Raw genomic sequence first — 20,120 nt, 5'->3', positions numbered from 1 at the left:
CCGGCGTCGGCCTGCATGCGCGCGCCCCGCAGCATTTCCTCGTTGCGATTGCACGTCACCGCTGAGCCGCGGGCCGGTGATGGCTTCAGCTTGCGTCTCATCCCAATCCCCCGGAGCGGGCGGAACTTACGGCACGCCTCGATCCAGATCCGCGGTTTTTTCAGAAGTGCAGCCAGCCGGTGATCGCATGCAGCAGCAGGCCGACCAATCCCCCTACCAGGGTGCCATTGAAGCGGATGTACTGCAGGTCGCGGCCGACGCTGAGTTCCAGCTGTTCCACCAGCTTGTGTTCGTCCCAGCTGTTCACGGTCTGCGCGATGTGGCTGGTGACGCCCTCGCGCAGGCGCAGGGTGAGTTTCTCCGCGCCGGCCAGCATGTGCTGGTTGAGGGCATCGCGCAGTGCCGGATCGCGGCCGATGGCCTGTCCCAGCGAACCGAGGCTGCGTTCCAGATAGGCCGCCAGCACCGAGTCGGGGCGTGACAGGTCCTCGCGCAGCGAATGCTGGATCCGCTGCCACAGCCCCTGCACGTAGTCCTGCACGGCCGGGTGGTCGATCACCTGCTGCTTGAGCTGGTCCACGCGCGCGGCCAGTGCGGGATCCTGGCGCAGCTGCTGGATGTAGCCGCCGATCCAGCGGGCGTAATCCTGGCGCAGGGGATGCTCCGGCTCGGACAGCACCTGTTGCAGTTCTTCCAGCGCTGCGCGCGCCAGCCGCTCGGCCAGGGTGTCGCCGATCTCGTCCATCGGTTTGACCCATTCCACGGTGCTGGCCAGCTTCGGCCATTCCTTGCGTATGTAGCGCACGATCAGGGCGGAGGCGCGTTGCCTGATCGATTCATCGTCGAGCCATTCGGCAACCCGCCTGAGGCCTTCATCGAGCACGCGCTGGTGGCGGTTGCCGGCGGTCAGCAGGCCCAGCAGTTCGCCGGCCGTGGCCGCGGCATTCCACTTGCGCAATTGATCGACCACGAAGCCCTGGATGGCGCGGCGCACCGCCGCCTCATCGAACAGGTCCAATGCCTGCAACGCCCAGCCGCGCGCCATACCGGCCAGCATCCGCACCTGCGACGGTTGCGACAGCCATTGGCCGAGGCGGGTGGCCGGATCGAACACCTTCAGTTTGGCCAGCAGCGCTTCGGGCTCAAGGAAATGGTCGCGCACGAACACCGCAAGACTGTCGGCGATGCGCTCCTTGCTGCGTGGAATGATCGCGGTATGCGGGATCGGCAGGCCCAGCGGGCGCCGGAACAGCGCCACCACCGCGAACCAGTCAGCCAGTGCACCGACCGCCGCGGCCTCGCAGAACGCGGCAACCCAGGCCCAGATCCCGCGTTCGCCATGCAGGTGGCTGACGAGGAAGCCGGCCAGCATCGCCACCAGCATCGCCACGGCGATCCGCTTGAGCCGGCGCAGCTGGGCGCGGCGCGGATCAGTAGGCACGCCATCGCTCATGGCAGTCCAACGGGGTCCCGGGTGGCGCGCCGGAAACAATGCGACCCGCGCGGATGCACCCAGGCATCGGGCGGGGCGCCGCGGTGCCCGCCATGCCGGGCACTGTCGGTGGCGAACGTCGCGCACAGCTCGAAACGGGTGGCATCGATAACGCGATAGCCATAGGGCAGGTCGCTGACCGGGTCGTGCAGTGGCAGGCTCATGCCCGGCTGCGCGGCCACCACGGCAAGGCTCTGCGGCAGCGCGCCATGTGCGCGCCAGTAATCCCGGGTGGCCAGCTGCAGCGTTTCCAGATCCGCCTTGCGGCTCTCGTCCAGCCGCCACAGGCGTTGCTGTGCGGGTGAGCCCGTCACCAGGATGCCGGCGATGATCGCGGCGCCCGCAACCAGGCTGGCCACCGCCAGCAGGCGGGTACCGGGCGGGAGCCGGCTCATGCCTGGCCCTCTTCGTGGCGCAGGTCCCACAGGTAGTAGCCGAACACGCTGCCGGCGATCGTCCCGACCACCAGCGCCTTGAGCGCGAAGCGGACCGTCAGCTCGCCGCCCAGCAGGTTGTAGACCAGCGTGGTCAGATCGCCGAGCAGGATCGCGGCGGCGAGAAACAAGGTCAGCCAGGTCAGCCAGCGGCGTACCGGCGACAGCCGTTTGAGCGGGTCGCGGCTGACCTCGCCGCTGATATGCCAGGCCATGAAGGCGAACACCGGCAGCGCGATCACCAGTGCCGAGATCGACCAGCGGATCGAAGCGCTGCGACGCGCGGTTCGCCAGGCGGCGTCGGCGGCATCGGGCAGGGCGTGTTCAATCAGCGCGAACAGCAGGCTGCCCAGGTGGTAGGCGAAGAAGTACAGGGTGCTGAACAGCACCAGGTAGAGGAAGGTTTCGCGGGCCGACAGCGAGGGCCGTGGGCGCGGAACCGGCAGCGGGAAGTCCACCTGTGCCCAGCCCTCCAGCACGCTGTGGACCTGTCCGCGGCGCCACCCGGCGGCCAGCAGGGCCGCCGTTACCTGTGTCCGCTCGTGTCCGCGTGCAAGTGCGTCACGGACGAACTGTTCCAGTTCCGGGGAACCTGCGGCCATCACCGACTCCTTGGGTTGATGCCTTGCAGCCTAGGCGCCGGCCCCGGGGCGATCAAGCGTCCCCGGCCGCCATCGCCGCGCCGCCGTGCAGACGCGCCCGCAGCGCGTCCAGCTCCATCCGCAGTGCCTGGTTCTCGGCGGTCAGCGTGTTGACCCGCTGCCGCAGGACTTCGAGCTCGGCGCTGACCGGCGCCGCTTCGGGGTCGGTGCTGGCCAGTTGCTTGTCGTTGCTGTCCTCCTGAACGTCGGCCCGGGGTTTGCGGCGGGCGTCACGCACGCGCCTGGCGGCCTGCTTCAGCTCTTCCCTGCCACCCAGTGCCGCGGCGCGCTGCTCGGCCTCGGGTAGGCTGGCGACCACCGCGGCGGCGCTGATCGACAAAGTGCCGGCCTTCACCGCTTCCACCACTTCGGCCGCGGCCTGCTTGTGGATCTTCTCGATCATCGTCACCTGGCTGCTGCTCAGGCGCGCCTCGCGGGCGATCTCGGCCTTGCTGAGCCTGGGCGCCGGTTCCCACGGCGGGGTGTCGCCCTCATCGCCGGCCGCGGCGTCACTGCTGGACGCCTCGCCTTCGCTTTCCCGCCGCAGCTGTTCCTGCTCGGCGCGGTGCCGTTCTTCGATGATTTCCCGCTTGCGCAGCGCCAGCACGCCGCGCTGGAAATCGGACACGCTGCGGCGTCCCAGGTGCTGCTCGATCATCCACAGGTGCACGTCGTCCATCGACTGGAAACGGGTGTTCTGCACGGTGCTGAACGGCAGCCCGTGCTTGCGGCAGATGCCGTAGCGGTTGTGGCCGTCGATCAGCACGTCGCCCCACAGCACCAGCGCGTCGCGGCAGCCTTCGGCCAGGATGCTGCGCTCCAGCGCGTCGTGTTCGTCCGCGGTCAGCGGGTCGATGTAGGCCTTGAGTTCTTCGTTGACGATGATGTCCATGCGCAATGCTGCCGGTGAAACGTGGGGGCGGCATTGTAGTAACCACGGCCGTCCAGCGGGAGGCGGTGGCCCGGTCCGGCGCGCAGCGGGTTCATGCGCGCCGTGTGCCGGTTGTGGCGCTTACTCCATCGCCGGCATTCCGAATTCGGCGCCGCGCGCGGTGGCCGGCCAGCGCGCGGTGACGGTCTTGAGCCGGGTATAGAAGCGCACGCCATCGGTGCCGTGCACATGCAGCGGGCCGAACAGCGAGCGTTTCCAGCCGCCGAAGCTGTGGAACGCCATCGGCACCGGGATCGGCACGTTGATGCCGACCATGCCGGCCTGCACGCGGTGGGCGAAGTTCCGCGCCAGTCCGCCGTGGGCGGTGAAGATGGCGGTGCCGTTGCCGTATTCATGCGCGTTCACCAGCGCCAGTGCGGCGTCGGCGTCGGCCACCCGCACCACGCACAGCACCGGGCCGAAAATCTCCTCGCGGTAGATGCGCATGGCGCTGGTGACGTGGTCGAACAGGCAACCGCCAAGGAAGTAGCCCTGTGCGTGGCCAGGCACGCTCAGGCCGCGGCCATCGACCCGCAGCGTGGCGCCATCGGCCACGCCGCTGGCGATATGGGCCAGGACCTTGTCGCGATGGGCGGCGGTGACCAGCGGGCCCAGGTCCGGATCGTCGCTGCCGGGGCCGAGCCGCAGCTGCCGCACCCGCGGTGCCAGTCGGGCGACCAGCGCATCGGCCACGGCATCGCCGACACAGACCGCCACGGAAATCGCCATGCAGCGTTCGCCGGCCGAGCCGTAGCCGGCGCCGAGCAGCGCGCTGGCGACATCGTCCAGATCGGCATCGGGCATCACCACCAGATGGTTCTTGGCTCCGCCCAGCGCCTGCACCCGCTTGCCGGTGGCGCACCCGCGGGCGTACAGGTATTCGGCCACCGCGGTGGAGCCGACAAAACCCAGCGCCTGCACCTGTGGATGCCCGATCAGCGCATCGACCGCGACCTTGTCGCCGTGCACGACATTGAATACCCCGTCCGGCAGCCCGGCCTGCTGCAGCAGTTCGGCCAGCAGCAGCGCGGCGGACGGGACGCGCTCGGACGGCTTGAGCACGAAGCTGTTGCCGCAGGCCAGCGCGATCGGCAGCATCCACAACGGCACCATCGCCGGGAAGTTGAACGGAGTGATGCCGGCGACCACGCCCAGCGGCGCATATTCGCTCCAGCTGTCGACGCCGCGGCCCACCGCCATCGAGTGCTCGCCCTTGAGCAGGTGCGGAATGCCGCAGGCGAACTCGACCACTTCCAGCCCGCGGGTCACCTCGCCACGCGCATCGGACAGCGTCTTGCCGTGCTCGGCGGTGATGCGGCGGGCCACCTCGCCGGTATGGCGTTCCAGCAGTTCGCGGAAACGGAACATCACCCGCGCCCGCCCCAGTGGCGTGGTCCCGGCCCAGTCCGGGAACGCGCGTGCGGCGGCCGTTACCGCGGCATCCACGTCGGCGGCATCGGCCAGCGGCACCCGCGCGCTGACGCCTCCGGTGGCCGGGTCGAACACCTCGCCGCAGCGGTGGCTGTGGCCGGGTTGCGGACGGCCGTCGATGTGGTGGGAAAGCAGGTCGGTCATGGCGGCGTCCTGGTCGTCTCAGCCGAGTGCGGCGAGGGCCGGCATATAGTCCAGCCCCAGCGCCCGCGCCACCGCGTGGCAGGTCACCTTGCCGGCGTGGATGTTGAGGCCGTTGCGCAGGCCGGCATCGTCACGCAATGCCTGCGGTGCGCCCTTGTCGGCCAGGGCGACCACAAACGGCAGGGTGGCGTGGGTCAGCGCGAAGGTGGAGGTGCGGGCGACCCCGCCGGGCATGTTGGCCACGCAGTAGTGGATGATGCCGTCCACCTCGTAGGTGGGGGCCTGGTGGCTGGTGGGGTGGCTGGTCTCGAAACAGCCGCCCTGGTCGATGGCCACATCCACCAGCACCGTGCCCGGCCGCATCAGCCCCAGCTGCGCGCGGCAGATCAGCTTCGGCGCGGGGGCGCCGGGAACCAGCACCGCGCCGATCACCAGATCGACATGCGGCAGATGCTCGTCGATCGCGTCGCGGGTGGCATAGACCGTGGTGAGCTGCGGGCCATACAACTCGTCCAGATATTTCAGGCGCTCCAGCGAGCGGTCCATCACCGTCACCTGCGCACCGATTCCCATGGCCAGGCGTGCGGCATTGATGCCGACCACGCCGCCGCCCAGGATCAGCACTCTGCCGGGACGCACCCCGGGCACCCCACCCAGCAGCAGCCCGGGGCCCCCCTGCGCGCTCTCCAGCGCATGTGCACCGGCCTGGATCGCCATGCGTCCGGCCACTTCACTCATCGGCGCCAGCAGCGGCAGCCCGCCGCGGCCATCGGTCACCGTTTCATAGGCGATGGCCGTGCAGCCGGAGGCCAGCAGTGCGCGGGTCTGCGGCAGGTCCGGGGCCAGATGCAGGTAGGCGAACAGCACCTGGTCGGGGCGCAGCATCGCGCATTCGGCCGGCTGCGGTTCCTTGACCTTGACCAGCAGCTGCGCCCGCGCGAACACCTCGGCGGCCTCGGCGACGATCTGTGCACCGGCCGCCTGGTAGCGGGCATCGTCGAGCCCGATCGCCTCGCCGGCGCCCTGCTGCACCAGCACGCTGTGGCCATTGGCGGCCAGCTCACGCACGCCGGCCGGGGTCAGACCCACCCGGAACTCGTTGTTCTTTATTTCACGGGGGACGCCGATCAGCATGTCGCTCTCCTGGAACCGCAACGGTGGGAATCAGCAACGGGAAATCAGGGGGTGGCGCGGATCATCTCGCCAAGCACATTGAACAGATGGTCGATCTGCGCCCTGTCGATGATCAGCGGCGGCGACAGCGCCAGCGTATCGCCGGTCACCCGCACCAGCAGGTCGCCGTGGTGGAAGCAGCGCTCGAACACCTCGAAGCCACGGCGGCCCGGGGCACCGTCGCGTGGCGCCAGTTCGACCGCGCCGACCAGGCCGATGTTGCGGATGTCGATCACGTTGGGCAGCCCGCGCAGGCGGTGGATGGCCTGCTGCCAGTAGTCCTCCAGTTCGATCGCGCGCTCGAACAGGCGGTCCTCGGCATAGGTGTCCAGCGTGGCGAGCGCGGCCGCGCAGGCCAGCGGATGGCCGGAATAGGTATAGCCGTGGAACAGGTCGATCGCCTCCGGCGGCCCCTGCATGAACGGTTCGTGCACCGCGTTGGATACCAGCACCGCGCCCATCGGCACGGTGCCGTTGGTCAGGCCCTTGGCGCAGGTGATCATGTCCGGCGCCACGCCAAAACGTTGCGCGGCGAACGCCTTGCCGACGCGGCCGAAGCCGGTGATGACCTCGTCGAACACCAGCAGGATGCCGTGGTGGTCGCAGATCTCGCGGATCCGCTGCAGATAGCCCTGCGGCGGCAGGATCACCCCGGCCGAACCGGACACCGGCTCCAGGAACACCGCTGCGATGGTGGAGGCGTCCTGCAGCGCGATCAGCCGTTCCAGGTCCTCGGCCAGTTCCACTCCGTGCGCCGGCAGGCCGTGGCTGAACGCGTTGCGGCCGATATCCAGCGTATGCCGCAGGTGTGACACCCCGGGCAGCAACGGGCCAAACCATTTGCGGTTGTTGGGCAGGCCGCCAATTGAGATGCCGCCGAAGCCGACCCCGTGGTAGGCCTTCTCGCGGCCGATGAAGCGGGTGCGCTGGCCTTCGCCGCGCAGGCGGTGGTGGGCGAGGGCGATCTTCATCGCGCTGTCCACGGCCTCGGAGCCGGAATTGGTGAAGAACACGTGGTCCAGCCCGTCCGGGGCCAGCTGTGCCAGCCGCTGCGCCAGCACGAACGGCAGCGGCGAGCCGAGCTGGAAACCGGGGGCGAAATCCAGTTGCGCCACCTGCCGCTGCACCGCCTGCACGATGCGTTCGCGGCCATGGCCGGCATTGCAGCACCACAGCCCGGCGGCGCCATCCAGGATCTGGCGGCCGTCGATGCTCCGGTAGTACATGCCGCAGGCCCCGGTCAGCAGGCGCGGGGCGGCCTTGAACTGCCGATTGGCGCTGAATGGCATCCAGAACGCCTCCAGCGACTCGGGCATCGTGGTCGCCGGATCGGCGCCGCAGGCGGCGGGGAACGTGTCGCGGGTCATCGGACGCTCCAGCAGGCAATGTCGAAAAAGCTTTACACCGGCGCCCTCAGGCAGGCGCCAATGCCGTAATCATCATCGCAGTGCCGGGTAACGTATCCGGCAACATCTCCCCTTGGCAATGCAGGCACGGCGCAGCGCCGGGCGGCTGCGGCAGCTGCGCCGATGCTGCGCGGGCGAGCCAGGCGCGGGCGATCCCCCGGCACCCCGAGCCGATTGAACGGGCCATGGACGGTCCCGCACCCGGCTCGCTGAAAAGGGGCCCCCGGCGCATTCCGCCCGTGCCGGTCGATTTTTGCCCCGGATCCGGCACCGCCGGATAGGCCGTTTTACCGTTGCTCGACGCCGGCCAGGCCTATGATCCGGACACCCACCTGCCGCCGCGTGTGCCCGATAGCCGCCTTGGGCCGGTGGTGATTGCACGCGCCAACACCCCGGCCCGGTTCTGAAAGCCCTACCGCATTGACGGCAACCGCCGCCGCGATGCCCGCCACGAGGATTCCCGCGATGAACGCAGCACGCACCCGAAAAGACTGGCAACAGCTGGCGGACAGCCTGTCGTTGCGAACCCGCGCCTTCATTGGCGGGCGCTACGTGGATGCCGTCTCCGGAGCGACCTTCGACTGCATCAGCCCGATCGATGGCCGCGTGCTGGGCCAGGTGGCCGATGGCGGACGGGTCGATATCGACCACGCGGTGGCCGCGGCGCGGCGCAGTTTCGAGGCCGGGCACTGGTCGCAGGCCAGGCCGGTGCAGCGCAAGAAGACCCTGCTCAAGCTGGCGCAGCTGGTGGAACAGCACGCCGACGAATTGGCCGTGCTGGAATCGCTGGACATGGGCAAGCCGGTACGCGATGCGCGCAACGTCGATATCGCCGCGGTGATCCGCTGCCTGGGCTGGACCGCCGAGGCGCTGGACAAGGTCTATGGCGAGGTCGCGCCCACCGGCATGGACGAGCTGGGGCTGGTGACGCGCGAGCCGCTGGGGGTGGTCGGCGCGATCGTGCCGTGGAATTTCCCGCTGCTGATGGCAACGTGGAAGCTCGCACCGGCGCTGGCGATGGGCAATTCGGTGGTGCTCAAACCTTCGGAGAAGTCGCCGCTGAGCGCGTTGCGTTTTGCCGAGCTGGTGGCCGAGGCGGGCATCCCCGAGGGCGTGTTCAACGTGGTTCCGGGCAATGGCGTGGGCGCCGGCGAGCCATTGGCGCTGCATATGGATGTGGACGGGCTGGTGTTCACCGGTTCCACCGCGGTGGGCAAGCGCCTGCTGCAGTGCGCGGGCCTGTCCAACATGAAACGCGCCTACATGGAATGCGGCGGCAAAAGCCCGAATATCGTGTTTGCCGACGCGCCCGATCTCGATGTGGCGGCCGAAGCGGCGGCCGGCGCGATCTTCTACAACCAGGGCGAGGTCTGCACCGCCGGCTCGCGGCTGCTGGTCGAGCGTCCGGTCAGGGACGAATTCGTGTCGCGGGTGATCGCGCACGGTCGCAAGATGCAGCCCGCTCATCCGTTCGAGGAGGGCGCGGCAATGGGCGCGATGGTGGATGAGGCGCAGACCGCGCGCGTACTCGACTATATCGCCAAGGGCAACGAGGAGGGCGGGCGCCTGTTGCTGGGCGGCAAGCGCGCGGCGGTGGTCGAGGGGGGCTGCTACGTCGAGCCGACCGTGTTCGACGAGGTGGAGCACGGCGACACCATCGCGCGCGAGGAGATCTTCGGCCCGGTCTTGTCGGTGATCGCCTTCGACACCGAGGCGCAGGCGCTGCACATGGCCAATGACAGTCCCTATGGGCTGGCTGCCGGGGTGTGGACGCGGGATATCTCCCGTGCGCACCGGGTCGCGCGCCGCTTGCGGGCGGGCAGTGTGTGGGTCAACTGCTGGGATGGCGGTGACATGACCGCGCCGTTCGGCGGCTACAAACAGTCGGGCAATGGCCGCGACAAGTCGCTGCACGCTTTCGACAAGTACACCGAGATCAAGGCGACCTGGATCAACCTCGACGCCTGAACCGGCGGATTGCTCGACGTCGCTGGTTGCCGGCGGGCGACGGCGATACAGTTGCCGCCATCCGCCGCTACGCTGGAACCTGCATGCAACCGAAGAAAACCGGTCCCGACAACGCCGCGCTGGATCGCATCGTGGCCCAGGCCCGGCGCGATGCCGAGCAGCGCGAAAAGGGTTACCGCGAGCGTGCGCTGAAGATGTACCCGTGGGTCTGTGGGCGCTGCGCGCGCGAGTTCACCCGGGTCAACCTGATGGAACTGACCGTGCACCACCGCAACCACGACCACGATTTCAACCCGGCCGATGGCAGCAACTGGGAATTGCTGTGCGTGTACTGCCACGACAACGAGCACTCGCGCTACGTCGACCACACCGGGGTGGCGGCCAGTGAGGCCGAGGACCGCACCGCCGCGGCCACCGCCAATCCCTTCGCCAACCTCAAGTCGCTGCTCAAGCGCGAATAGTCTGCCGGCGGCCCGCGCCGGTTCCCGCTGGCGGCTGCCACCAGGTTCGTCGTTGGCGTTCAATCCGGCCAGTCTCCTGGGCACCGTCCCTGCGCCGTATGCCGCCACCTGGCTGGCGGGCCGGTTCGGCTTTGGCGCGGTTTCTTATCACCGGTGTGCCGCCGCGCGGGCCAGCCTGCTGGCCCGGGCCGCGCTCCAGCGCCGCCGTGTCGCGGTCAATTGAAGATGCGTTTGAGCGTGCGCCCCAGCCAGCCGCCCTGCTGGTGCTCGCGGGCGAACTGGTTGAGGTGGCGCTTGACCTGTTCGGCATAGGCCTTGTCGTCGCCGCGGATATGGTTGAACAGCCAGCGGGACAGCATGTTGCGCAATTCCTCGGTCACGTCTTCGCCGGCCTGGAACCGCAGCCGGTACTCCGAGACCCGCTTGCCGAACACCTCATGCACGCGCTTGTGCGCGGCGCAGAAGGCGTAGCCGGCTTCCTCCATCAGTTCCTCTTCGAAGGCGAAGTGCGACATGGTGTAGTCCACCAGTTCGTCGATCACGTCGGCCACCGCCATCCGCTCCAGGCTCTTCTGCGCAATGTGGAGATGATTGAGCATCTCCACGATGCGCATGTGCTGGTGATCGATGACATCGACCCCGGTATTGAGGTCGTCCTGCCAGACCAGTAGTGCCACCGCGCTTTCTCCTGTTGTAGCGTTCGCGGCGAACTCTAGGCGGGAGCGGCGGGGTTGGCGTTGATCTGGATCAACGCCCCTGGCGCGCAGGCATTACCGCGCTGCTTCGGAACAGCTGACGCGGTTGCGTCCGCCGGCCTTGGCCAGGTACAGCTGGCGGTCGGCTTCGGAAATCAGCCGATGCAGGGCGCCGCGCTGCGGTGGCATGCGGCACACCCCGATGCTGACGGTCATGCGCAGGATCGCGCTGCCCAGTGGCACTTCGATGCTGGCCACGGCCAGCCGCAACGCCTCGAAATACGCGCTGCTGGCCTCCGCATCCAGGCCCGGGGCCAGCAGGCAGAACTCCTCGCCGCCGAAGCGCGCACTCAGGTCCTGCGGCCGGGTGTGGGCACTGACTGCCGCGGCCACCGCGCACAGCGCCTCGTCGCCGGCTTCGTGGCCGTAGCTGTCATTGATGTGCTTGAAGTGGTCGATGTCGATCATCGCCACCGCCACCTCCTGGTCGAGTGCCTGCGGCTGCGCCAGGTGGCGCTGGCTCTGTTCCAGAAAGCTGCGGCGGTTGGGCAGTCCGGTCAGGAAATCGCGGGTGGCCAGATCCTGCAGCGTGCCGATCAGTTCCAGCTGGTCCACATTCTGCGAGACCCGGCAGAAGAACTCCTCGCGCGAGAAGGGCTTGCGCAGGAAGTCGTTGGCCCCGTTCTTCAGGAAGCGCGGGATCAGCGAAGGGTCCGAATTGCCGGAAATGCCGATCACCGCCACCTTGTCGCGCGAGCGGATTGCCCGCAGCCGGCGGGTCAGCTCCACGCCTTCCATGCCGGGCATTTCCTGGTCCACGATCGCCAGCCGGATCGCCGGGTTGGCCTCCAGCGCCTTGAGCGCTTCGTTGCCGTCGGCCGCCTGGCTGACGTCGTAGCCATACATCGACAGCAGCGATGCGGCATAGGCGCGTGCGGAAGGCGAGTCGTCCACCACCAGTGCCGAAATCCGCCGGTTGCGCTCCATCCGCTGCACCAGCCATACCAGATAGTCGATGCTGCCGGGGGTGTTCTTCAGGACGTAGTCGATGATCTGCTGCTGCAGCACGCGCTTGCGCAGGTCCTCGTCATAGACGCCGCTGACCACGATGGTGGGCAGCCCGCGCGAGACGAAGTAGTCCACCACCTGGTCGCGATCCCCATCGGCCAGCACCAGCCCGGTCAGCACCAGGAACCAGCCGCTCTGGCGATCCAGCAGTTCGCCGGCTTCGGCCAGGGTGGCGGCCACGCTGACCGGCAGCTCCAGCCGCTGCTCGATCGCCTCGCGCAGCATGCTGGTGAAGGTGCGCGAGTTTTCCACCAGCAGGATGCGCTGGGGCAGGGCTTCTATCGGGCTGCCGGGGAAGGCGGCCTGAAGCGCGGCAGACATGATGGCGATGCACTCGTGGGGTATCCAGCACAGATAGCGGCTGGCCCCGGTGGAACTTGAACGGGGCGGTTCACCACAGCGCGTCGCGCAGCTTGTACCACGACATCGCCGCCACCAGCAGCGGCGTGCGCAGCGCACGGCCGCCGGGGAAGGGGGCGTGTGGAATTTTCGCAAACAGGTCCAGCCGCGCGGACTGGCCGGCGATGGCTTCGGCAATCACCTGGCCGGCCAGCCCGGTGGCGGCCACGCCGTGCCCGGAGAAGCCCTGGGCGAAATAGATGTTGTCGCCGAGCCGGCCCCAGTGCGGGGCGCGGTTGCGGGTGATATCCACATAACCGCCCCAGACGTACTCCAGTTCCACATCGGCCAGTTGCGGGAATACGGTGCGCATGCGCCGGGTCATCGCTGCGCGCAATCCCGGCGGCGGCCGCGCCGAGTAGCTGGCGCATCCGCCGAACAGCAGGCGGTGGTCGCGGCTGAGGCGGAAATAGTCCAGCGCCCAGTTCATGTCGGCCACCGCCATGTCGTTGCCGATCAGGCCGCGGGCGCGCTCGGGCCCCAGGGGCGTGGTGGCACCGATATAGGTGCCTACCGGCATGATCCGCGCTTCCAGTTCCGGGGCGATGCCGTGCAGCCAGGCATTGCCGGCCAGGACCACGAAATCGGCGCTGACCTGGCCCTGCGCCGTATGCAGGACCGGTTGCCGGCCGCGTTGCAGACGGAGGACCGGTGAGTGCTCATGGATGACCACGCCGGCCGCGCGTGCCGCGCGTGCCAGCCCCTGCGCATAGGCCAGCGGATGCAGATGGCCACTGGCGGCGTCGTACATCGCGCCGCGGTAGCGCTCGCTGCCCAGTTGCGTCCGCAGTTGCGCACGGTCCCACCATTGCAGCGGATAGCCGTAGCGCTGCGCCATGTCGATGATGCCGGCGCGCAGCGCGCGTTCCTGGCGCGGCTTGATCGGCACATGGGCGTGGCCGTCGCGCCAGTCGCAGGCGATGGCATGGCGCTGGATGCGCTGCTTGAGCAGCTGCATGCCTTCGCGCGAGAAGTCGAACAGGAGGCGGGCATCGGCCTCGCCCAGCAGCTGCTCCAGCGTGTCCTGTTCGCAGCCATAACCGACGATGGCCTGGCCGCCATTGCGTCCCGAAGCACCCCAGCCGACGCGCTCGGCTTCCAGCACCGTCACCCGGTAGCCGGCTTCGGCCAGCGAAAGTGCCGCGGTCAGCCCGGTGTAGCCGGCGCCGAGGATGCACACATCGCTGCGCGCGCTGCCTTGCAGCGGCGGCAGCACGGACAGTTGCGGCTCGCTGGCGGCATACCAGCTGGGCGGATAGTCGGGCGTGGCGGAACCGGCGGACACCATGGCGATCATACGGTTCTCAGGTACCAGGCGTAATCCAGATCGCTGACCTGGGACTGGAAATCCAGCATCTCGCGGCGTTTCTGCTGCCCGTAGATATGCCGGAACGCGATACCGAAATGGCGCGCGATGAACTCGCTGGCGATAAAGCGCTGGATCGATTCGGACCACGCCGGCGACTGCAACGGCCGCTGCGTGTAGGCATTGCCGACCACAGGCGGGCCCGGATCGCACTGGCGCTGCAATCCGTCGAGCATGCCGGCCAGTACCGCGGCGGTGACCAGGTAGGGATTGGCGTCGGCGCCGGCGATGCGGTGTTCGATACGGGTATTGCCGGCGTCGCTGTGCGGCACGCGCATGGCCACGGTACGGTTGTTGAAGCCCCAGCTGTCATTCAACGGGACAAAGGCGTTGGCCACGAAGCGGCGATAGCTGTTGGCGTGCGGGGCGAACAGCAGCAGGCAATCGGACATGGCGTGTTGCAGGCCGCCGATGGCATGGCGCAGTGCCGCGCTGGGCGCATCGGCGCTGCAGGCCAATATGTTGCGGCCGGCGCGGTCGAGCAGGCTCACATGCAGGTGCATGCCACTGCCAGCCTGGGCGGCGAACGGCTTGGCCATGAAGCTGGCCAGCTGGCCCTGCTGCTGGGCGATGGCCTTGACCGTGCGTTTCAGGAACACGGCATCGTCGCAGGCGAGCAGGGCGTCGTTGCGATGCTGCAGGTTGATCTCGAACTGGCCCGGCGCGTATTCGGCCACCGCGGTGTCGGCCGGCACCCGTTGCTGGCGACAGGCGGCGGTGACCGCATCGATGAAGCCGCGATGGGTGTCCAGGTCGTCGAGGTAGTAGACCTGCGTGCGGTCGCTGCGTTCGCCGTTGAGCGGATGGGGCGGAGTCTGCGGGCGGCCGCGGGCATCCGCCCTCGCATCGAACAGATAGAATTCCAGCTCCACCGCCACCACCGGGGTCAAGCCTAGCGCGTGGAAGCGGGCAAGCACCCGTTCCAGCACGCTGCGGGGATGGGCGGCGAAAGCGGCGCCGTTGCCGTCTTCCATCGACAGCAGCAGTTGCGCGGTGGGTTGCGGCGCCCACGGTACCGGCCGCAAGGAGCCGGGCACCGGCCGGCAGATCCGGTCCTGGTCGCCGATGTCATAGCCCAGTCCGGTTTCCTCGACGGTATTGCCGGTGATGTCGGTGGCGATCAGCGACATCGGCAGACAGATGCCATCGCGGTAGACCGCCGGCAGCGACTGCGCGGTGACCCGTTTGCCGCGCAGCAGGCCGTTGGTGTCGGACAGCAGCAGGTCCACGGACTGGCAGTCCGCCATCCCGCGCAGGGTCTGCAGGTCTTGCGCTGGCAGCGGCGAGTCGGAGGTCGAATCGGTCATGGCCATGCCCGGTTGGTGGCCCCGGCAGCTTAGCAGCCGCGCCTGCGGGCCATGCGTAGCCGATGCACGCGCGGCGGGTGTTGAATCCAAGGACCCACCGCCGGCGGTGTGTTGCGCAAATGAAACGGCCGGGGTAAGTTTCCTGCACGCTATCAGAGCCTGATGCATGACCAGTCCACCGCTGGTCGGCCTGCCTACCGACAGCAAACCGATCGGATCGCACCCGTTTCTCGTGGTTGGCGAGAAGTACGTCCGCGCTGCGGTCGATGGCGCTGGAGTGATGCCGCTGATCCTGCCGATGCTGCAACCGCCACTGCCGCTGCAGCCATGGCTGTCACAGCTGCATGGTCTGCTGCTGACCGGCGCCACCAGCAATATCGAACCGGGTCGTTACGGTGATGAGTCCAGCTGGCCGGGCAACCCGCACGATCCGGCGCGCGATGCCAATGTGCTGGACGGGCTGATTCCGCAGGCGTTGGCGTTGGGTATGCCGATCCTGGCGATCTGCCGCGGCTTCCAGGAAGTGAATGTGGCCTTTGGCGGCAGCCTGCACCAGAAGCTGCACCAGGTGCCGGGGCTGTCCGATCACCGCGAGGACCCGCAGGCGCCACTGGAGGTGCAGTATGGCCCGGCGCACGCCGTGCATCTGAGCGCTGGCGGTCTGCTGGCCGGCATTGCCGGGGCCGACACCGTGAGGGTCAATTCGGTGCACGGCCAGGGGGTGGCGCGGCTGGGTACCGGGCTGGAGGTGGAGGCGCGGGCAGCGGATGGCCTGATCGAGGCATTCCGGGGGCCGGCTTGCTCGTTCCTGCTCGGCGTACAGTGGCATCCGGAGTGGCGGGTGCGCGATGACCCGTTCAATCTGGGGATTTTCCAGGCCTTCGGCGAGGCATGTCGCCGCTACCAGACACACAAGCGAAACTGACCTGCCATGAGTACGCGCGAGCGCTCCCGCAAGAAGACGGCCACCAGCGACCAGCAGGAGAGTTCCCTGCTGCGCTGGCTCAAGGACCGGAACATCACCGAGGTCGAATGCCTGGTGCCGGATATCACCGGCAATGCGCGTGGCAAGATCATCCCCGCCGACAAGTTCTCGCACGACTACGGCACGCGCCTGCCGGAAGGCATTTTCGCCACCACGGTGACCGGCGATTTTCCCGACGATTACTACGAGCTGACCTCGCCGGCCGATTCGGACATGGTCCTGCGCCCGGACCCGGAGACGGTGCGCATGGTGCCGTGGGCCACCGACCCGACCGCGCAGATCATCCACGACTGCTACACCAAGAATGGCGAGCCGCACGAGCTGGCCCCGCGCAACGTGCTGCGGCGCGTGCTTGGCGCCTATGCCGAACGGGGGCTGCAACCGGTGGTCGCCCCGGAGGTGGAATTTTTCCTGGTGCAGAAGAACACCGATCCGGACTTCCCGCTGCTGCCCCCGGCCGGGCGCTCGGGGCGGCCGGAAACCGCGCGGCAGTCGTATTCGATCGATGCGGTCAACGAGTTCGATCCGATCCTGGATCTGATGTACGACTACTGCGATGCGATGAAGCTGGACGTGGATACCCTGATCCACGAATCCGGCGCGGCGCAGCTGGAGGTCAACTTCACCCATTCCGATGCGATGTCGCTGGCCGACCAGGTGTTCCTGTTCAAGCGCACCATGCGCGAGTCGGCGATGCGCCACGGCGTGTATGCCACCTTCCTGGCCAAGCCGATGTCGACCGAGCCGGGCAGCGCCATGCATATCCACCAGAGCCTGCTGCGCGAGAAGGACGGGGTGAACGTGTTCGCCGGCAAGAAGGAGGGCGAGGTCACCGCGCTGTTCGGCCATTACCTGGCCGGGCTGCAGAAGTACGTGCCGATGGCGATGGCGTTCTTCGCCCCCAACGTCAATTCCTACCGCCGGCTGATGTTTGGCGAGGTCTCGCCCAGCAACGTGCAGTGGGGCTTCGACAACCGCACCTGCGGGTTGCGGGTGCCGCTGGACACCCCGCAGAACATGCGCGTGGAAAGCCGTTTCGCCGGTTCCGACGCCAATCCCTATCTGGCGATGGCCGCCACCCTGGCCTGCGGCCTGCTGGGGATCCGCGAAAAGCTGGAGCCGACCCCGCCGGTCACCGGCAACGCCAAGGAAATGGGCTACGACCTGCCGCGCTCGCTGGGCGAGGCGCTGGACGGGTTGGAAGGCTGCACCGAGCTGAAGCAAATGCTGGGCGAGCGCTTCGTGCGCGCGTACATCTCGGTCAAGCGCAAGGAGTACGAGACCTTCTTCCGGGTGATCAGCTCGTGGGAGCGGGAGTTCCTGCTGCTCAACGTGTAATCGCCTGGGACACAGCGCCGCGCGCCATTCCCGGTGCCGGCGGCGAAACGACACTGCCGCTGGCGTTGTTGCCGCGGAACCCTTGGGGGAGGCGTCATGGATGCGTTGCACACCCGTACCCTGCAGCAGCTCGACGCGGCCCATCACCTGCATCCGTTCAACGACAACGGCGCGCTGGCGGAGCAGGGCACCCGGATCCTGACCCGTGGGCAGGGCTGCTATGTGTGGGATGCCGAAGGCCACCAGCTGCTCGATGCCTTCGCCGGGCTGTGGTGCGTCAACATCGGCTATGGCCGCGCCGAGCTGGGCCACGCCGCCGCCCGGCAGATGCAGCAGCTGGCGTACTACAACAGCTTCTTCCAGTGCACCACCGAGCCGACCATCCAGCTGGCGGCCAAGCTGGCCGAACTGGCGCCGGGCGATTTGAACCATGCGTTCTTCACCAATTCCGGATCGGAAGCCAACGACACCATCCTGCGCCTGGTGCGGCATTTCTGGGCGGTGCAGGACCAGCCGCGCAAGAACATCTTCATCGGCCGCCACGATGGCTACCACGGCACCACCATGGCCGGCGCCAGCCTGGGCGGAATGAAGGGCATGCACCGCCAGGGCGGACTGCCGATTCCGGACATCCACCATATCGACCCGCCCTACGGCTTCGGCGATGGCGGCGAGCTGGACCCGGACGACTACGGTCTGCTGGCCGCGCGCCGGCTGGAGGCCAAGATCCTGGCGCTGGGGCCGGAGCGGGTGGCCGCGTTCATCGGCGAACCCGTCATGGGCGCGATCGGGGTCTACATCCCGCCGCGCACGTATTGGCCCGAGATCGAGCGCATCTGCCGCCGTTACGATGTGCTGCTGGTGGCCGACGAGGTGATCTGCGGCTTCGGCCGCACCGGGCAGTGGTTTGGCGCGCAGACCTACGGTTTCCAGCCCGACGTGATGACGCTGGCCAAGGGCATCACCTCCGGTTACGTGCCGCTGGGTGCGGCGATGTTCAACGATCGCGTGGCCGGGGTGCTGAAGGCGCAGGGCGGCGAGCTGGCCCATGGCTGTACCTATTCCGGGCACCCGGTATGCGCGGCGGTGGCGCTGGAAAACCTGCGCATCCTGCAGCACGAGCGGATCGTCGAGCACGCCCGTGACGGCATCGCCGCCTACCTGGCGCAGCGCTGGGCCGAACTGGGCGAGCATCCGCTGGTCGGCGAGGCCCGCATCGTCGGGCTGATGGGCGCGCTGGAGCTGGTGCCGGACAAGACCCGGCGCGACTGTTTCCCCGATCGCGGCCGGGTCGGGGCGCTGTGCCGGGATATCGCGCGGCGCAACGGACTGATCCTGCGTGCCACCCATGACGCGATGCTGCTGTCCCCGCCGCTGGTGATCAGCCGCGAACAGGTGGACGAACTGTTTGAAAAGACCTGGAAGTCGCTGGGCGAAACCGCCGCCGCGATGGGAAAATAACCCGCCCGCCGCTAGGCTGGCGCTCCTGTCCGGCCGCGCCGGCCCCGCTTTTCCGCTCCCGGATCCCCACTGGAGAACCTGATGAACCTTCGAATCCTGACCGCTGGTATCGCCGTTTGCCTGCTCGCCGCCTGCGGCGGCAAGAACGCGGGCGAGGGCGCCAAGCCCGCCGCCGAAGCCAAGGTGCTCAATGTCTACAACTACTCGGACTACATTGCCGAGGACACCATTCCGAACTTCGAAAAGGCGACCGGCATCAAGGTCACCTACGACGTGTTCGACAGCGACGAGATGGTCGAGACCAAGCTGCTGACCGGCAACAGCGGTTACGACATCGTGGTGCCGACGCTGAACTTCTTCGGCCGGCAGATCCAGGCCGGGGTGTTCCTGCCGCTGGACAAGAGCAAGATCCCGAACCTGGCCAACCTCGATCCGGAAGTGATGCAGCGTATCGCCACCCAGGATCCGGGCAACAAGTACGGGGTGCCGTACATGATCGGCACCACCGGCATCGGCTACAACGTGGCCAAGCTCAAGGAGCGCTTCGGCGGCAGCGCCGAGATCGCCAACAGCTGGGACCTGGTGTTCAAGCCGGAAAACATCGCCAAGATGAAGGATTGCGGGGTCACCCTCCTGGACACGCCCTCGGACATGATCCCGGTGGCGCTGCATTACCTCGGGCTGGACCCGCACAGCAGCGACCCGGCGGTGATTGAAAAGGCCGCCGCGCTGCTGAAGTCGATCCGGCCGTACGTGCAGAACTTCCACTCCTCGCAGTACGTGGGGTCGCTGGCCAATGGCGGCACCTGTCTGGTGGTGGGCTGGTCGGGCGACATCATCCAGGCCCGCGACCGCGCCGAGGAGGGCGGCAACGGCGTGGAAGTGGCCTATTCGATCCCGAAGGAAGGGGCGCCGCAGTGGTTCGACATGCTGGCCATCCCGAAGGACGCCAAGCACCCGGAGAACGCCTATGCGTTCATCAACTACCTGCTCGAACCGCAGGTCGCCGCCGACAACACCAACGTCACCCACTATGCCAACCCGGTGCCGGCCGCCACGCCGCTGGTCAATGCGGACATCCGCAACGATACGACCATCTATCCGCCGGCCGATGTCGCCGCGAAGATGTTCACCTATTCGATCAATCCGCCGGAAGTGGACAAGCTCTACACCCGGCTGTGGACCGAAATCAAGACCGGACGCTGATCGGCTCCGCACCGGTGTGGCGGCTTCGGCCCCCCTCCAGCGCAGGTGGTCCGCCTGGAGGGCGGGCCCCTGCGGGCGGAATCGGGGAAGGCGCGCGGCACCGGGTGCGGGCTTTCGCCACGCGGGGGGCATTGGCCACACGCCGCGCTGCGGCGTGGCGGACGGCGCCGGTCGGCAGGCTGCCGGATTGGGCAGGCCGGCGCTGCCATTGACG

At 68.1% G+C, this 20,120-nt stretch carries 18 protein-coding genes; 7 read left to right on the top strand and 11 right to left on the bottom strand.

What is annotated here, in order from left to right:
• Nucleotides 1-160: 160 nt before the first annotated feature.
• The 7 genes from QZH66_RS05720 to QZH66_RS05690 all read right to left on the bottom strand — a co-directional run bounded on the left by QZH66_RS05720 (nt 161) and on the right by QZH66_RS05690 (nt 7,562).
• Nucleotides 161-1,384: a DUF445 family protein gene (locus tag QZH66_RS05720; RefSeq protein ID WP_305805006.1), complete on the bottom strand. Its 1,224-nt coding sequence runs from the start codon at nt 1,382-1,384 to the stop codon at nt 161-163.
• Between the two features lie 65 nt (nt 1,385-1,449).
• The gene (locus tag QZH66_RS05715) at nt 1,450-1,887 is read right to left on the bottom strand and encodes a hypothetical protein (RefSeq protein WP_305804985.1); all 438 of its coding nucleotides are present in this window, start codon (nt 1,885-1,887) and stop codon (nt 1,450-1,452) included.
• The gene (locus QZH66_RS05710) at nt 1,884-2,528 is read right to left on the bottom strand and encodes a DUF5671 domain-containing protein (RefSeq protein WP_305804984.1); all 645 of its coding nucleotides are present in this window, start codon (nt 2,526-2,528) and stop codon (nt 1,884-1,886) included. Before QZH66_RS05710 ends, QZH66_RS05715 begins: the two co-directional genes overlap by 4 nt.
• 52 nt (nt 2,529-2,580) lie before the next feature.
• Nucleotides 2,581-3,459 carry a plasmid replication/partition related protein gene (locus tag QZH66_RS05705; RefSeq protein ID WP_305804983.1) on the bottom strand — a complete coding sequence of 293 codons (879 nt, stop codon included), beginning with the start codon at nt 3,457-3,459 and terminating at the stop codon, nt 2,581-2,583.
• Between the two features lie 120 nt (nt 3,460-3,579).
• Complete coding sequence (locus QZH66_RS05700; RefSeq protein WP_305804982.1) at nt 3,580-5,073, bottom strand: CoA-acylating methylmalonate-semialdehyde dehydrogenase; 1,494 nt, start codon at nt 5,071-5,073, stop codon at nt 3,580-3,582.
• 18 nt (nt 5,074-5,091) lie between these two features.
• Nucleotides 5,092-6,207: an alanine dehydrogenase gene (gene ald / locus QZH66_RS05695; protein ID WP_305804981.1), complete on the bottom strand. Its 1,116-nt coding sequence runs from the start codon at nt 6,205-6,207 to the stop codon at nt 5,092-5,094.
• 44 nt (nt 6,208-6,251) lie between these two features.
• Nucleotides 6,252-7,562 carry an aspartate aminotransferase family protein gene (locus QZH66_RS05690; protein WP_305805005.1) on the bottom strand — a complete coding sequence of 437 codons (1,311 nt, stop codon included), beginning with the start codon at nt 7,560-7,562 and terminating at the stop codon, nt 6,252-6,254.
• Between the two features lie 555 nt (nt 7,563-8,117).
• Here QZH66_RS05690 and QZH66_RS05685 point away from each other — a divergent pair.
• From QZH66_RS05685 to QZH66_RS05675, 3 genes are all read left to right on the top strand, one after another.
• Nucleotides 8,118-9,620: an aldehyde dehydrogenase gene (locus tag QZH66_RS05685; RefSeq protein ID WP_305804980.1), complete on the top strand. Its 1,503-nt coding sequence runs from the start codon at nt 8,118-8,120 to the stop codon at nt 9,618-9,620.
• Between the two features lie 83 nt (nt 9,621-9,703).
• Nucleotides 9,704-10,081 carry a YajD family HNH nuclease gene (locus tag QZH66_RS05680; protein ID WP_345783827.1) on the top strand — a complete coding sequence of 126 codons (378 nt, stop codon included), beginning with the start codon at nt 9,704-9,706 and terminating at the stop codon, nt 10,079-10,081.
• Nucleotides 10,082-10,133: 52 nt separating this feature from the next.
• Nucleotides 10,134-10,304, top strand: coding sequence for a hypothetical protein (locus QZH66_RS05675; RefSeq protein WP_305804979.1), 171 nt, complete (start codon nt 10,134-10,136; stop codon nt 10,302-10,304).
• Here the strand turns inward: QZH66_RS05675 and QZH66_RS05670 are convergent.
• The 4 genes from QZH66_RS05670 to QZH66_RS05655 form a co-directional block, all read right to left on the bottom strand.
• Complete coding sequence (locus tag QZH66_RS05670) at nt 10,297-10,758, bottom strand: bacteriohemerythrin (protein WP_305804978.1); 462 nt, start codon at nt 10,756-10,758, stop codon at nt 10,297-10,299. The two genes, QZH66_RS05675 and QZH66_RS05670, sit on opposite strands and share 8 nt — an antisense overlap.
• Before the next feature lie 93 nt (nt 10,759-10,851).
• Nucleotides 10,852-12,165: a diguanylate cyclase gene (locus QZH66_RS05665; RefSeq protein ID WP_305804977.1), complete on the bottom strand. Its 1,314-nt coding sequence runs from the start codon at nt 12,163-12,165 to the stop codon at nt 10,852-10,854.
• Nucleotides 12,166-12,235: 70 nt separating this feature from the next.
• Nucleotides 12,236-13,540, bottom strand: a complete 1,305-nt coding sequence (locus tag QZH66_RS05660) for an FAD-binding oxidoreductase (RefSeq protein WP_305804976.1) — start codon at nt 13,538-13,540, stop codon at nt 12,236-12,238.
• Nucleotides 13,537-14,916 (bottom strand): glutamine synthetase family protein, encoded by a 1,380-nt coding sequence (locus QZH66_RS05655; protein WP_305804975.1) that lies wholly within the window; start codon nt 14,914-14,916, stop codon nt 13,537-13,539. The genes QZH66_RS05660 and QZH66_RS05655 overlap by 4 nt, the downstream gene beginning before the upstream one ends.
• 166 nt (nt 14,917-15,082) lie before the next feature.
• Here QZH66_RS05655 and QZH66_RS05650 point away from each other — a divergent pair, with 166 nt between their 5' ends.
• The 4 genes from QZH66_RS05650 to QZH66_RS05635 all read left to right on the top strand — a co-directional run bounded on the left by QZH66_RS05650 (nt 15,083) and on the right by QZH66_RS05635 (nt 19,906).
• Nucleotides 15,083-15,841, top strand: coding sequence for a gamma-glutamyl-gamma-aminobutyrate hydrolase family protein (locus QZH66_RS05650; RefSeq protein ID WP_305804974.1), 759 nt, complete (start codon nt 15,083-15,085; stop codon nt 15,839-15,841).
• A gap of 6 nt (nt 15,842-15,847) precedes the next feature.
• A complete protein-coding gene (locus QZH66_RS05645) occupies nt 15,848-17,239 on the top strand; it encodes a glutamine synthetase family protein (protein ID WP_305804973.1) in 1,392 nt (463 codons plus the stop codon).
• A gap of 96 nt (nt 17,240-17,335) precedes the next feature.
• On the top strand, nt 17,336-18,700 hold the full coding sequence (locus tag QZH66_RS05640; RefSeq protein ID WP_305804972.1) for an aspartate aminotransferase family protein: 1,365 nt from the start codon (nt 17,336-17,338) through the stop codon (nt 18,698-18,700).
• 81 nt (nt 18,701-18,781) lie between these two features.
• Nucleotides 18,782-19,906 (top strand): polyamine ABC transporter substrate-binding protein, encoded by a 1,125-nt coding sequence (locus tag QZH66_RS05635; RefSeq protein ID WP_305804971.1) that lies wholly within the window; start codon nt 18,782-18,784, stop codon nt 19,904-19,906.
• Nucleotides 19,907-20,120: the final 214 nt, after the last annotated feature.

This window comes from Stenotrophomonas sp. YIM B06876 (assembly GCF_030711595.1).
Taxonomy (GTDB): Bacteria; Pseudomonadota; Gammaproteobacteria; order Xanthomonadales; family Xanthomonadaceae; genus Stenotrophomonas.
The sequence above is the reverse complement of the archived record's forward strand: the minus strand, read 5'-3'. Positions and strand labels throughout refer to the sequence as shown.